General features: G+C 64.5%; 11 protein-coding genes and 1 tRNA gene. 2 read left to right on the top strand and 10 right to left on the bottom strand.

Going from position 1 to position 14,545, the window contains the following annotated elements:
• Nucleotides 1-17: 17 nt before the first annotated feature.
• On the top strand, nt 18-1,841 hold the full coding sequence (locus tag ACWEFV_RS05880) for an ABC transporter ATP-binding protein (protein ID WP_450069415.1): 1,824 nt from the start codon (nt 18-20) through the stop codon (nt 1,839-1,841).
• Here the strand turns inward: ACWEFV_RS05880 and ACWEFV_RS05875 are convergent.
• The 6 genes from ACWEFV_RS05875 to ACWEFV_RS05850 all read right to left on the bottom strand — a co-directional run bounded on the left by ACWEFV_RS05875 (nt 1,838) and on the right by ACWEFV_RS05850 (nt 10,820).
• Complete coding sequence (locus ACWEFV_RS05875) at nt 1,838-2,461, bottom strand: maleylpyruvate isomerase family mycothiol-dependent enzyme (RefSeq protein WP_450069414.1); 624 nt, start codon at nt 2,459-2,461, stop codon at nt 1,838-1,840. The genes ACWEFV_RS05880 and ACWEFV_RS05875 overlap by 4 nt on opposite strands.
• A gap of 105 nt (nt 2,462-2,566) precedes the next feature.
• A complete protein-coding gene (locus ACWEFV_RS05870; protein ID WP_450069413.1) occupies nt 2,567-3,289 on the bottom strand; it encodes a helix-turn-helix transcriptional regulator in 723 nt (240 codons plus the stop codon).
• 263 nt (nt 3,290-3,552) lie between these two features.
• A complete protein-coding gene (locus ACWEFV_RS05865; protein ID WP_450069412.1) occupies nt 3,553-4,083 on the bottom strand; it encodes a hypothetical protein in 531 nt (176 codons plus the stop codon).
• 281 nt (nt 4,084-4,364) lie between these two features.
• Nucleotides 4,365-6,608 carry a hypothetical protein gene (locus ACWEFV_RS05860; RefSeq protein ID WP_450069411.1) on the bottom strand — a complete coding sequence of 748 codons (2,244 nt, stop codon included), beginning with the start codon at nt 6,606-6,608 and terminating at the stop codon, nt 4,365-4,367.
• A 1,073-nt stretch (nt 6,609-7,681) separates the two neighbouring features.
• A complete protein-coding gene (locus tag ACWEFV_RS05855; protein WP_450069410.1) occupies nt 7,682-10,198 on the bottom strand; it encodes an arylsulfatase in 2,517 nt (838 codons plus the stop codon).
• A 136-nt stretch (nt 10,199-10,334) separates the two neighbouring features.
• Entirely contained in the window at nt 10,335-10,820 is a 486-nt protein-coding gene (locus ACWEFV_RS05850; RefSeq protein ID WP_450069409.1) for a MarR family winged helix-turn-helix transcriptional regulator, read from the bottom strand.
• A 230-nt stretch (nt 10,821-11,050) separates the two neighbouring features.
• On the opposite strand from ACWEFV_RS05850, the gene ACWEFV_RS05845 reads away from it, so the two are divergent.
• Nucleotides 11,051-11,710 (top strand): rhomboid-like protein, encoded by a 660-nt coding sequence (locus ACWEFV_RS05845; protein WP_450069740.1) that lies wholly within the window; start codon nt 11,051-11,053, stop codon nt 11,708-11,710.
• A 52-nt stretch (nt 11,711-11,762) separates the two neighbouring features.
• On the opposite strand, the gene ACWEFV_RS05840 is transcribed toward ACWEFV_RS05845, so the two are convergent.
• The 4 genes from ACWEFV_RS05840 to ACWEFV_RS05825 all read right to left on the bottom strand — a co-directional run bounded on the left by ACWEFV_RS05840 (nt 11,763) and on the right by ACWEFV_RS05825 (nt 14,300).
• The gene (locus ACWEFV_RS05840) at nt 11,763-12,284 is read right to left on the bottom strand and encodes a TetR/AcrR family transcriptional regulator (protein WP_450069408.1); all 522 of its coding nucleotides are present in this window, start codon (nt 12,282-12,284) and stop codon (nt 11,763-11,765) included.
• A 173-nt stretch (nt 12,285-12,457) separates the two neighbouring features.
• On the bottom strand, nt 12,458-13,558 hold the full coding sequence (locus ACWEFV_RS05835; protein ID WP_450069407.1) for a TIGR03857 family LLM class F420-dependent oxidoreductase: 1,101 nt from the start codon (nt 13,556-13,558) through the stop codon (nt 12,458-12,460).
• A gap of 258 nt (nt 13,559-13,816) precedes the next feature.
• Nucleotides 13,817-14,065 (bottom strand): hypothetical protein, encoded by a 249-nt coding sequence (locus ACWEFV_RS05830; protein WP_450069406.1) that lies wholly within the window; start codon nt 14,063-14,065, stop codon nt 13,817-13,819.
• A gap of 161 nt (nt 14,066-14,226) precedes the next feature.
• Nucleotides 14,227-14,300: transfer RNA gene (locus tag ACWEFV_RS05825), tRNA-Gly, on the bottom strand.
• Between the last annotated feature and the right edge of the window lie 245 nt (nt 14,301-14,545).

Here is a 14,545-nt window from a genome sequence, read left to right as displayed (position 1 = left end):
GGGAAAAGGGGGTGCCGGTGGCCACAGTGGCGTCGTCGCTGCATATGGTGTGGCGCAGTCTGAGCATGCTCCGCGCGGTCCGGGGAGTGCTGGCCCTGCTGCTGGTGATCGGCGGGATCGCCTCGGCGCTGCCCTATATCACCGTGGCCGCCTTCGGGCCGATGGTCCAGGTCATCGCCGACGCCGGGAACAGCGGAAACCTCAGCAGCGTATGGGATTTGCGCGGTCCGCTGGTGGCCCGCCAGGACGGGGTGCTGCATTCTCTGGCCGTGACGGTGCCGTTCGCGGTGCTTTTGGCTGTCTGGGCGTCATCGCTGGTCCTGACCCAGCTCATGTATTTCGTCAACGCATGGATCGGCGCGAAGGTCGAACGGGTGCTGCTGGTGGACATCCGCCAGCGCGTCCACGACCACATGCAGTCGCTGTCCTTGGATTTCTTTCTGGCCTCACGCAGCGGCGAGCTGATGCACCGGGTGATGACGGAATCTGCCGGTGTGCAACGGCTTCTGACCGACTGTCTGCTGCCGCCGCTGATCGATGCGGCAGTGCTGGTGGTAGTGATCAGCTACCTGCTGGCCATCTCGTGGCAGATGACGGTGGCCGCACTGGTACTCACGCCGCTGGCGCTGATCACCCTCAGATTCGCCGGCCGCCACGTACAGGCGGTGATGCACCGGGTGATGAATGCCGAGCGGGCGATGGCCGCCGAGGTCGAGCAGACGATCAGCGGGATCGCCGAGATCCAGACGTTCAACGCGCAACCGCTCCGGAGCAAGCGATTTCATGCCGTCTCGGAGGAGGCCGCCAAGGGATCGGCGGCCTCGGTGGTGTGGATGCAGGCCACCGTCAACGGCTCACAGATCTTCGTCGCGCTCAGCACCGTGGTCGTGCTCCTGGTCGGCGTCGGGCTCAGCGGACACTTCGGACTGACATTCGCAGGACTTTTGGTCTTCGCGGGTGTGGTTCCGGTGATGTTCAGTGCCGCACAACGGGTTCTCGGGGCCTACACCACATACAAGGCCCTGGCGCCGAATGTGACGTCCACCTACGAACTGTTGGACACGAAGCCCTCGGTGCACGAAGCCGAGGATGCCGTAGCGCTGGGTGAGGTGCACGGCAACGTGGTTTTCGAGGACGTGACCTTCGCCTACACGCCCGGTCGGAACATCGTCGAAGGGCTGTCGTTTTCGATCGCCGAGGGGGAGACGGTAGGACTGGTCGGCGGTATCGGGTCGGGCAAGTCGACGGTGTTCAACCTGCTGCTGCGGTTCCGGGATCCCCAACATGGACGAATTCTGTTGGACGGCAATGATATTTCGACCGTAACCATAGAGTCGCTGCGCGATCAGGTGTCCAAACTCGCCCAGTTCCCGTTCTTCACCAAGGACACCATCCGGGAGAACATCCGGTTGGCGCGGCCGGACGCCACCGATGCCGACATCGAGGAAGCCTGCACCGAAGCCCACATCCACTCGATCATCACGACCCAGATGCACGACGGCTACGACACGGTGGTGGACGTTCAGATCCCCTCCGGCGGGCAGAAGCGCCTGATCGCCCTCGCGCGTTGTCTGTTGCGCCGGCCCGAAGTCCTGCTGCTCGACGAGCCGACCGAGAACCTCGACGCCGACGAGCGGGCCCGCATGATCGGGGTGATCCGTGGCTACGCCAAGGACCGCACCTGCGTGGTGGTCAGCCATGACCTGGATTTCATTGCCGCGGTGGCCGACCGGATCCTGGTGCTCGAAGACGGGCGTATTTCACAGAGCGGCGATCATCAGACCTTGATGGGCCAGGACGGCCTGTACAAACGGCTGCACGAGGTGCAGAACGGCCGCTAGTCCACTTCGGACTCGCCGTCGGCCTCGCGTTCGGCGTCGGGCACATCGCGTCGCCGCGAGAGCATCAGCACGATGTCACGAATCGGTGCCTCGCGGCGCCCACCCCAATCCGGCCCCACGGCGAAATCAGCATCGGTGGCCACGAAGCGATAGCCCGGTAGATCGCGCTGCGGCGCGAACGGGAACTTCATGTGCCACAACCGTTCCGCGACAGCCACGGCCGCGTCGGTGGGCATCGGACGGTCGATGCCCAGCGGGATGCAGATGTCCTGGGTATGGATCAGCACATCCAACAGCGGATCGACTTCCTTGGTCATCGGCGGCCGCTTCCGCGAACCCGCCATGGCGCGCAGCCGCGCCGTGATGGCAGGCGGGTCGGCGGGATCGTCCTGGGCGGCCCGGCGGACCATGGCGTCGAACCGGAAGCCCGACTTGAGCGCGGCCGGCAACATCTCGCCGATGCTGGCGTGGGACTGCGTGATGTGGATCGCGACCTCACGCACCGTCCAGCCGGCACACAGTGACGGTGTCGACCACTGGTGGGGTTGGAAGGTGTCGAGAAGATCGGCGAGCTGTCCACGCTGCTCATCGACATTGCGCCAGATCGTGTCGGAGTCCACGGCCGTTCCTATCGTCAGGGTTCCCTGACCAAAGTAGTCGCGTCCGGATTCGGCATCGGCGGATCGGGTGGTCAGTGAGATTGGCGGGCCGCTGCTCGTCGCCAATCACGGCAATGTGCGGTAGTCGCGGGGCGACACTCCGACGCGGCGCCGGAACGCGGTGGTGAACTGGTTCTGCGCCGCGAAGCCCACCATCGTGCTGATCTCGGTGATGGTGTAGCTGGTCGTCAGCAGCAGGGTCTTGGCGCGGCCGATGCGGCGGTCCAGCAGGTATTGATAGGGCGATCTGTGAAACGCCGTGCGGAACGCCTTGAGGAAGGTGTTCACCGGCATTTTTGCCAGCGCAGCAAGCGATTCCAGCGTGATCTCGGTGTCGAGACCGTCCTCCAGATACTCGACGAGCAATGAGCAGGTTTCGGCGTCCAGGTGATGGGGTCCGTACTGGCGGCGGGTGCGCACCGGCGTGTACGAATCGGACAGCATCAACCGCAGCGTCTCGATCGCCGAGTCTCTGAGTAACCGCGCGACGACATCATCGCGGTCGGCGACGTTGTAGACCGTCTCGACCAGATCCTGCAGCAACGGGTCGCGATGGTTGATCCGGGGTTCAAGGGCTACATCGCCGAACATCCCTACAGGCATGGCGATCTCGCAGTAACTTGCCGTGTCGCCATAGACCAGCGATGAGCACCGGTGCCCGGCGGGGATCACCCAGATGTCGCCCTTGCGCAGGACAGCCCGACCGGACGGCCCCCAGTCGACGTCGAATTCCATCGAGCGCAACTGGCCGACCCGGTGCACATAGATCAGGTGGTGACTGGTGTCCAAGCAGCACCAATCCGTCTCGGCATCGACCTGTTCGGTCGGGAACCGGAAGGATAGATCGTGATTCGCCGCGACCCTCTGCCCCAGCACTATTCGCGGGGACAGGGGTCGCTTGCCATCCCATCGCTGTCGACGCATGTCACGGTCCTCCTGGGTCGCCCGGACGCTGTTGCGTCGGTCAAACCGAAGCGGAGTTTATCGAGCTGTCGGATTCGATGTGGGCCCCTTGCCGCTATCGACCCGGCGGCCCTGACGGGCGGCACCGACTACTTGCAGAGCACTTCGATCCGCTCGGTCTCGGATTGCGCCTTCTGCAGCAAGCCGGCCTGGTCGGGCGCATCGTTGCCGATGCCGGCCAGCGCGTTCACCGCAACCGCCTGCAGGGTCCCGGCGAATTCTTTGACCGCATCGTTGAGGCCGCTGGGTGCGGCCGGATCCATATTGTTCAGCAGGTACGTGCCACCGCCGAGCATCGACAACCGGGCATTCGCCGCGACGGCCTGCCCCGAGGTGGGATTATCTTCCGGCCGAGTGTGCGTCTGGATGGCGACCCCGGAGGCGACCTTCTTGAAGTTGTCGCAGGTGCGCGTGCGGGCGGCACTCATCTGTTCGGAGGTAGGCGGGGCCGGTGTCGCCGGCACGGCGCCGTTGGATGCCTCGGTCTTATCCAACAGAGCCCAGATCGCGACGCCTGCTGCGCCCGACGCCGCCACCAACGCGACGATCGCCACGATGAAAGGTGTGCGACTGGGCTCTTGAGCTGGTGCACGTTCAACCGAGCGGGCGCGAGTCGTCATAGGCGCGATGCTAGCAGAGGCTATGGCTGAATCTCTTTAATTTGCAGAGCATTTCAGTTCCAATGCTGCCACGCAGAGGCAAAGGGGGTATGAACCCTCTGCGGGAAGCGAAAAATACTGAACTACAACGCAACCCACCCCCTCCGTTGGGGACCGGAGGGGGTGGATCGTTGTTGTCATGACTGGGCTAGCTCGCGATGTCTAGACCGAATTCACGACTGGGTGCAGTGGATCATGCTGGGCCACTGATGTTTTGACTGCATTGGTGGGGTTGGGGTGGGTCAGAGGCCGCCTCCGGCTCCACCCTTTCCACCTTTTCCGCCCTGTACGCCGGAGGGTCCGCTGCCGGGCTTTCCGGTGCTGCCGGGGCGTTTGCCGCCGAAGCCCGTGCCTCCGACGCCGCCGGTGCCGCCGGTCCCGGCGGGTTGGGAATTGGAGCTTGTGCCCCCGGTGCCCCCGGCGCCGCCCGCGCCGCCGTTGAGTCCGCCGGCACCGCCCTTACCGCCGTTACCGCCGTTACCGGTGTGCGTGGTGGCGACGGCACCGCCGGCACCGCCGGTGCCGCCGGTGCCGCCGTTACCGCCGGTGCCCAGGATTCCGGTGCTGCTACCGCCATTCCCGCCGGTACCGCCGGTGCCCTGGATAGATCCAGCTACACTGCCGGTGCCGCCTTGCCCGCCGGTACCGCCCTGGCCGAAGACCTTTCCACCGGAGCCACCGTCACCGCCGGTACCGCCGGTCTTGCCCCGAGCCGCTTGAGATCTGCCGCCCTCCCCGCCGGTACCGCCGTTGCCGACCAGGGAGATCGCGTCACCGCCCCGACCACCGGTACCGCCCACCCCGCCGGTGGCGGTGCTGCCGAACGCGCCGGCACCGCCGGTGCCGCCGCTGCCGAACACCGCGCCACCGGTGCCTCCGTCACCGCCAGTGGGGTTGTTGACGTTGCCGGCGCCGCCGGTGCCGCCGTTGCCGATGGCGCGAGCGTCACCACCAGCGCCGGCACCGAACCCACCGGTACCACCGTTGCCGGCGAACAAACCACCCAGACCGCCCGTACCGCCGGTCCCGCCGCTCCCACCGGCCGCACCGCCGGTGCCACCGTTGCCGAACACCCCGGCATTGCCACCGCTACCACCGTTGCCGTTGCCGAACCCGGCGCCTCCGGCGCCGCCGTTGCCGAAGATGCCGCCCTTACCGCCAACACCACCATTTAGATGCTCAAGGGTGCCCGCACCGCCGACGCCGCCATTGCCGATCAGGCCGACGCTGCCACCGGTCCCACCGCCGAAGCCGTTGCCGCCCGTGCCGAACAACATCCCGCCGTTGCCACCATCACAGGTCGACGTGCAGTCCCCGGCCACCGTGCCGTAGCTGTAGCCCTTCCCGATCAGGATCCCGGCGTTGGGGTTCTCAGCAGTCCCGTTACCGATGAACATCCCAATCAGTCCACCGCCCCCCATATCGAAGCCGCCAAGATTCACACCAGCCGGCCGGTCGGCCACCCCACCACCGACGGCCGCGGTCAAGGACGCCACATCACTACGTGCAGCCGTGGCGGAAGGCGCCACGTCACCCGACAGGCTCAGCTCCACGACCTGTTCCGCCGGGGCGAACGCAGCAAAACCACCGCCACCGATCAACCCGCCCAACGCATTACCGGCCACATTCAGCATTGCCTGTGGCAGGCCCTGCAGCCCTGCCGTGATACCCGTCGGGATGGCCGCCAACTCGTCGGGCGTGGGCCACTCGGTGCTTAGTTGGGTGGCAAAATCCTGCATCGCCGCTTCCACCGTGCCCCCGGTCGCGATGTTCTGTGCGCCCGGGGCCATGATCGCCGAAGCCAGTCCACTGGGCAGCGTCTGCGCAAACGCACCTAATATGCCGCCGCCAGCGATGATGCTGTTGGCCGGCCCCAGCAGGCCCCCGACTTGGTTCACCCCGTTGAGGACCGCGTTGGTCACCACGGCAGGCAGGTCAACCACAGCAGCAACCGTCCCCAACCAATTACCACCGCTGGCCTGGTCATAGATGGCCTGCATGCCGGAACCGGCCGCAGCGGTGACCGCGGGAAGCGTCCCCATCAGCGCCGCGGCCCCCAAAGCGGTCACAAAAGCGCCCGTGACGTAGGTGACCGTGGCCGACAGGCTGGCCACAACGTGCTGCGGGATCGCCATCGCAGACTGCATCGGCATCAACACCTGATAGAACAACGAGAAGGTCGCGTTGTTCACACCGCTCATGAACGCATCGAAATCACCGGAGTCCAACGCAGCGATCGCGTTCTGCATGATCTCTGGGAAGTCGGTCCCGAAATACCCCACCGCAGCATTGGCCGCCGACTGAAAAGCACCGACTTCAATCGAGGCGTACTGGATCAGATTGGCAGCCACCTGCCGCAACAGAGGCGCCGGCAACGCCCACATTCCCTGCCCCACCGCATACACGTTGTTCGCCGAGTTGATGGCGGTGTTCAACACGGTCTGCAACGGGAACGGTGCCGCGACCAACCCGACATCCGACTCCACCACAGGAGCCCGCAGATCACTCAGATTGGAATCAACGGGACTGACGGGACTCAGAGCTATCGCACCGGCACCAACAAGCGCGGTGGTGGCGGAGAGATATGAACGAACGGATACTTCCACTTGGACTTCCCCTTCTAGACGTAGATGACGTTGGACGTTGGTGAGGTTGCTTTTTCCGAACTGGATGCCGATGTTCGGGCCGACGCGCAAAGGCGTTACTGTGTCGAAGTATGAACTTGCACAAGCTATTTCGACGAATAGCTGAGATGTGAAGATGGCAGACGGGTCGGTGTGATGAAAGCGCTTGCCAGGGGCCGATTTTCTTCGACGCCTTCGTCGACCGTCGCCAGTTCGGCAGTTGCAGAAATGCCGAGTTTGCCGATGTCCTCCGCCGTTGTTCCGATGACGTGCCACCAGCGGGCGACGGGTCGGCGGAGCTAGTGGCCGCTGCGGTGGAAGCGATGGATGCGGCCGAGACGTGTGTGGCCGACGCTGTTAGCGGGGGCGGCGCAATGGGTGTAGCCGGGATGGCGCTGGCACTCCCGCCGGGGTGAAACCCGCGGTCATGTAGGGCCGTAGGGAGATTTGCAAGGTGTGTTCCTTCCTGGCACGGGCTGGGGACGCCTGAAGGTAGCCAGTGAGAGGCTCTAGGAACATGATCTCGGGAAATTTCGATTGAAGTCGCGACGTGTGCGCGCGTCGATATCACGCCGGTGAACTGGGGATTTACTGGTTCGGCAGCTCGATCGGCGGCGCGCATGAAGGTTCAAAATTCAAACATGTTGCCTACGAGCGGGATTCATCAGCACCGAACTGAAACCAGTTCCTGTGTGGCATCGGTCGCGCTGCCCCGAATGAGCGTGTGACAGTGCGCGGCTGTCCCAATCTGCATAGACCGCGTTCGTTCGCTGCGCTGTGATCGCAACAGCGGGAATTCGCCTGGACGACGGGAGTTGCGGAGTTGGACGTACTTTGGCGAATCAGCGACGTGTCGAAAAGCGGAGGGCCATTTCCTGGCCCCCTAGCCGCCCGAGCGGGAATGCTCGGGCGGCTAGGGGAACTCCCGTTTGGACTCAGTCCGTCGCGAACGCGGCCTGGGCTTCCTTGTCGAGGTCGACGTAGGACTCCTCGCTGACGTCGACCGCGACGCCTCTGATGGTGCCGCCGGTGAACCGACCCGGATTCTGGTACAGCGACGACACGTTGTCGCCACTGTCGAACCCCACGCACAACCCGTCGCCGGCGAGCGCGAACTTGCCGATCTGTGCCCGCATCGGACCCCTGGCCGCTTCCTTGCCGTCCACGTAAAGGATTGTGGTGCCGGTGGATTCGCCGTTCGGGCCCTTTCCTTCCCGTTTGAACTCCATGCCCAGTGCGTGCTTGCCCTCCGGCAGCGGACCGGAGACGAAGACCTGCTCGGGTTGAATGCCCAGGAAGTTGTAGACGTAGTGCAGCTTGTTGTCCTTGATGAACAGGGCATGCCCGCCGAAGCGTGAACCGTGCGCGAACAGCACGCCCTGAGCGTCCTTGGTCATGTCGACGTCGGCGATGATCTTGTAGGACCGGCCGCGGATGTTGGCCGCCACGCCCTCAGGCACCGGCGCGGTCTCCGGGTAATAGAGGTAACGAGTGCGGGACGGTTCGAACTGCGGCCGCTCGATGGTGATCAGCTCGACCGCGGTGCGGTCGTCGAGGGGAAGCACGTAGTTGTTCTTGGCCTCCTCGTTCCACGCGTCGACCAGCTCCTTGAGCTTGGCCGGATTCTGATCGGCCACGTTCTTCGACTCGGAACGATCCTCGTCGACGTGGAACAGCTCCCACTTGTCCTGATCGAAATGGCCCTTGCCGCTGATCGGTGCGTGCAGCGCCGCCGCCTTCCAGCCGTCCTGCCAGATCCCGCGGGTGCCCAGCATCGCGTAGTACTGACGCTTCTTGGTGGTGGGCGCATCGGCACCGTCGAAGGTGTACCGCATCGACACCCCATTTATCGGGTACTGCTTGATGCCGCGATACTCCTCCGGCATCTCTATACCCGCGACGTCGAGAATGGTTGGCATAACGTCAGTTGCGTGGTGGTACTGATGGCGCACCTCACCCCTGGCCTTGATGCCCTTGGGCCAGTGGATCACCATCGGGTCGCAGGTTCCGCCGGAGAACTGCGAATAGCGCTTGAACATCTGGAACGGTGTGGAGAACGCCACCGCCCAGCCCGTCGGATAGTGGTTGTAGGTATCGGGAGTGCCGAGCTTGTCGATCATCTTCATGTTCTCGGCCAAGTCGTCGGGGTACCCGTTGAAGAATTTGTTCTCATTGACCGAGCCGTTGGGCGACCCCTCACCTGATGCGCCGTTGTCGGCGCAGTAGAAGATGAGGGTGTTGTCCAGCTGTCCGGTCTGCTCCAGGTAGTCGACCACGCGGCCGACCTGGGCATCGGTGTACTCGGAGAAGCCGGCGAACACCTCCGCCATCCGGGAGAACAGCTTCTTCTCGTCTGCGTTCAGGGAATCCCATGGGCGTACCGCGTCCGCCTCCACGGCCACGTCTTCTGGCAGTGGATTGATCGGGGTCAGCTCAGTGCCTTTGGGCATGATGCCCTTGTCGATCATTCGGTTGAGCACCCATTCGCGGTAGGCCTCGTAGCCGTCGTCGAACTTGCCCTTGTATTTGGCCGAGTACTCCTCGGGGCTGTGGTGTGGCGCGTGGTTCGCGCCGGGGCAGAACCACATGTACCAGGGCTTGGAGGGGTTACTGGACCGTTGATCGCGCAACATTCGGAGCGCTTGATCGGCAAGGTCTTTCGACAAGTGGTAACCCTGTTCAGGGGTATACGGCTGGTCTATGAACCGATTGTCTTCGGTCAGGCCGGGATACCACTGGTTGGTTTCCCCACCGAGGAATCCGTAGAAGCGGTCAAATCCCTTCTGCAGCGGCCACTCTGATTTGCTGCCGCCGCTGGAGACGTCCTCTTCGGGCACATTGTGGTTCTTGCCGACCCAGAAGGTGCTGTAGCCATTCTCCTGGAGCACCTGGCCGACCGTCGCGCACTGCGCGGGCAGGCGGGCTGCCGTGCCCGGGAAACCTTCGGAACCCTCGGTGATGCTCGCGAACCGATTCACATGGTGATTACGGACGGTCAAGAGGCAGGACCGGGTGGGCGAGCACAGCGCCGTGGTGTGCCACTGCGAATAGGTGAGTCCGTTGTCGGCCAACTTTTGCAGCGTCGGCATGTTGATCCTGCCGCCATAGGGTGACCATGAGGCCATGCCGGTGTCGTCATAGAGCACCACCAGGACGTTGGGTGCACCCTCGGGCGCGTGCTTGAGCTCGAAGGGCTTCCAATCCGGTTTCGAATCACGAATGTCCAGTTCGATCTTCCCGTTGAAGCCCTCGTTGATGCCCGTGCCGTAGTCGGGCGGGCCGGTGTGTCCGCTGGCAGTCGGCTTTCCGGTGTCGTCGCAGCCGGAGGCCAAAGCACCCACGGCGGCCGCACCGACTCCGGCGGCCGCGATGCCCCCCAGCATCGAACGTCTCGATAATTTGCCGCGCTGATTGCGATCGGTTTCGGTCATGTCATCGTTGTTCGATTCCATGTTGGCTGACACTAGGCCCGATCAGGTGCACTGTCCCGGGAAATCGCCGCACCAAATCGCAACAGTCCACAAACGTTGTGTGCCACAACATCTCTTGCGGCACGAGTTTGTCAATCGCCTTTTCGGGGCGATATTTCTACAGCGGTATCGGCCGGTTCAGGTCGTCGTGGTCGTCATCGGTGACTAGCTCGTGGAAGCTCCGCAACGTCGCGGCGCACGCTGCGCGCTCGGTCGGGTCGAGGCGGTCCAGTACTCGACTCAGTTCGCGCCGGCGTCGGGTGGTGATCTGCCGAACCAGTTTGCGTCCGCGGTCGGTCAGCGACAGCGTGACGACGCTGCGGTTGGTGGGGTCGGAACCGCGAACCAGATGACCGGAGGCATCCAGCCGATCGGCCAGCCGGGTCACCGTCGATCCGACCACGCCGAGCGCCTGGGCGCACTCTGTCGATGTCGACTTCCCGTGCTCCTGCAGCACGAGCAGCAGCCGGAATTGCGGGAGCGAGATCTCCAGTTGCTCCACGCTGCGCAGCGCAACGCCCACCAGATCTCGGGTTGCCACTTCGAATGCCGACAGTTCGTCGACCGGAGTTCGGGTCATATCGTGCCGCGACGCGCCGCCCATCCAGTGAGTATCCCACGGGAAGCCGGAGTAGTGGCTGTGAGTTTCCGGCATGGTAATGGGACGCCGTCAAGCTCCTTGCCGCGCGTCAACGTAGGTTTTTTTGTATGCAAAAACCTGTCATGTCAAGGTGATTCGCGGTGTCCTCGCCCGCCGGGCCGGGCGACATTCCTTGTCTTCGGCACAATCTCGGCGAACGTCCAGCCGCCGTGTCCATACTGGTTACCGTGCGTCTGAAGTCATGGTCGGCGGCGGTGTGGCGATATGTTCGCAGCGCCCCGCTGACGTACGCGTGGTTGGCGATTCTGCTCGTCACCACGATCATCCAGCGCCAGACACATGGTCGGGAGCTGCATGACCTCCTGGTCCAGAGCTCGACCAACATCCACCATCTGGGGACCGATCCGCTCTACGTGTTATTCACGAGCCTGTTCTGGATCGATGGACGGTTCTGGACCCCGTACCTGGTGCTCTTCACCCTCATTCTTGCGCCGGCCGAACGCTGGCTCGGCCAAATTCGTTGGCTTGCAGTCGGTTTGATTTCTCATGTGCTGGCGACTTACATCAGCGAGGGCTTGCTGTACCTGGCGATCCACGATCACCTCGCGCCTGAACGGCTCGTCCATGTCCGCGACATCGGGGTGAGCTACTTCCTCGCCGGGGTGGGCGCCGTACTGGCGTATCGCATCGCGCGGCCGTGGCGGTGGCTGTACCTGGGTGCGGCGTTCATCTACTGTGGCGCCGCGTTGGTGAGCAATATCAACTTCACCGCGATCGGCCATGTGTCGGCGCTGTTGATCGGGCTGTGCTGTTATCCGTTGACGCGGCGGGCGCGGGCGCGGACCGGGGCTGGGGCCGGGGCCACGTCGTCGCTTTCTACCTCAGAGTCGTGACCGCGGCCGAGCAACAGCCCTGGTGTAGAAATCGGCGCGGCCCCGCTCGCCCTCACGCCCGTGGCTGGGACAGCAATGCCACCACCGCGTCGGTCAACGTCGCACGGGCGATCTCGAGATCCGAGGTGAAACCCACTTGGCGTTCGTTGCTCAGGCCGCGGATCGCGGCGGGAAGCAGGCACCGCACCCGGTACAGCTGGTCCGGGTCGAGGTCGAGCCCGTCCATCAGGTAGTCGAAGCCTTGAATCCAATCGAGTTCGCGCGCCGCGAAAGCCGCTGCTGTCTGCGGGTATTCGGCGGCGATATCCGAACGGCGCGGCGGCAGCGAGGTGCGCAACGCCGTGAGCGCCCGTCCCTCGGTGGTGTCCAGGTACGTCCAGATGGAATCGATGGCCGCGGTGACCCGCTCGCGCAGGGTGCCGCTGCGGGACGGCCGGACATCCGCATTGGATGCCCAACTGCGGGAATGGATCTCGGTGATCACCGCCACCCACAGACCGTCCAGGTCGCCGAACTGATGCTGCACCGTGCCCCAGGTGACGCCCGCATCCTTGGCGATGCGGTTCGCCGACACCGGCTCGCCACCGCTGTCGGCCAGACAGCGGATGGCGACGTCGAGCAGACGCGCGCGGGTCTCGAGGCCGCGCTTGTTCAGCCGGGTGCCCGCGGCCGACTGGATGACCGCGGAGGGAACCGCGGCCCGCCACTGCTCCAGAGCGCGGGCGGCCTGCGGAGATTCGCGGGCGTTCAGGCAAACCTGCCCGGGTTCGCCGCGACAGCTCGCCGCAGCGTCGGCCGGTCCGCCCGGTAGGCCTGGACCACGGGCGCGAGTTCGTGTGGGCTCGCCCCATGCATGATGACGGAGTGCACGCCCAGGTCGTACTGCCGGGCAATCGTCTTCGCGCAGTCCTGCGGTGACCCCTTGGCCACCGAATCCAACCATTCGGTGGGAATCAGCTCGGCGATCCGCTGCAGCGTCTCGAATGAGGCGCTGGCGTCGATGGGCCCGGCGGTGGCGGCATCGGTGAACAGCTCGGACTGCCTGATCCGGTCCCACACCGCGCGATCCCAGCCGTTGGCCGTAACGAGCACGTCCGGGTAGGCCTGCAGATACGTCGCCAGCCGGCCAACTCCGCGGCGCAACTGGTCCTCCGGTGACAACGCGTCGGGAACTGTTGCCAGGCAGGCCCAGATGCGGACGCTGTCGGGATCCTTGCCCGCACGTTCCGCGCCCCGGCGCACTGCCGCGACCGACGACGTCGTCGCCTCATCGGAGAAGAACGTATGGAGCACAACGAAATCGGCGATCTCACCGGCGAGTTCCATCGTCTTGGGGCCGACCGCCACCAAACCGATGGGAGGTCCGTCGGGCAGGCCGCTGGTGTGGCGCAGGAACGGCCACTTCCCGGCCGGGCCGTCATGGTCCAGGATCATCTCGCCGGCCCAGAGCCGGCGCAGGATGCCGAAGAAGTCACGCAGCCGGGCCTCGGTCACCACCGGGAGACCGATCACGTTCCAGTACGCCGCCATTCCGCGTCCGAACGCCATGGCGAAGCGACCCTCAGTGAGCGCGTGCATCGTCGATCCCACTGTGGCGGTGACTGTTGGGTGCCGCGTGTGGTAGTTGGTCGACGGCGCGATCCCCAGGGTTGTGCTGCAGCCCGCCACCGCGCCGGAGAGCACCGCCGCGTCCTTCACCGTGAAGCGTTCACCGATGTGGCAGGAACCCAAACCGAGGCCTTCGGCCGTACGGGCTTCGGGCAGGACCACCCGGACATCCGCGGGGTGACGGGTCACCGCGTAATAGCCGAGCTCGTTGAGCTGGTCTTCGGGCTGGTTCGTGCTCAATGACGTGCCTTTCGTTCCGCGGACGTCTAGCACTGTCTGCCACGGCGACGGCGATTGTCAATGAGGGTTCTCAATGAATGGGAGGGTGTGGCGGCGTGAGCCGGGTGCCGGCAAGATCAGGCGCGTGCGTGACGGTGAAGAATGCCGTCCGCCGTGGTTTGTTGAAGTATTGTGCTGCAACCACTCTCGTAGTCGTCTGGTGCTGGAGCAGCTGCCATCACCGACGGTCGGTGACGACTCTCGCGCTACCGGTCCGGCCTACCACCGGGTGCCGTCGAGCCCCGGAATCACGCATCGGCCGTCAGCGGCCACCCGCCCAATCACCATGCCGTCATACCCCGTGCACGATGAGTTGAGCGGCTCGCAGGTGTTGACGGACGTGATCACCTTGTCGGGGCCGCAGGGGGAGCCGGGTGCTGGCGGGTCGGCATTGGCGACGGCGGTGCTGACGCCCAGCGTCAGTATTGCTGCGGCAGTAACAACGAGTGAGCGGGTCGCGTCGATCATGATCGGTACCTCCGGCCGATGGCCCCCGACAAGTGTTGATGCTACTCGTGTGGTCTAAATCGTTTCCGGTGATCGCGCGCCAGATTTGCTTAGGTGAGCAGGAAGGATTCCGCCGATTCGAGTTAGCTGGCAATTTGCTATACGCCGCTGACCTGTATGTATGGAGCCGATGACGGGAATCGAACCCGCGTATTCAGCTTGGGAAGCTGATGTTCTGCCATTGAACTACATCGGCATGGTGCTGACGAAGGATAGCAACTCGGCCTGCGTTGTGGGTAAGGCGGGCGGACAACGCCGCCGCGAGTCTGAGAAATTGACGCCGGCTGACCCGTGGGGCAGCCCCCGCCTGGCGAAGGTCGTCGACGCGGCCGATCGACCGTTGCCCAGTGCGGACCCGGTGCTTCGGGCCGGGTGGCGAAAGATACGACCCCAGAACATGATTCCTGTTCACGCCCGACCCTGAGAGTCGCATAACAGCTT

Source organism: Mycobacterium sp. NPDC004974, from assembly GCF_053600815.1.
The sequence above is the reverse complement of the archived record's forward strand: the minus strand, read 5'-3'. Positions and strand labels throughout refer to the sequence as shown.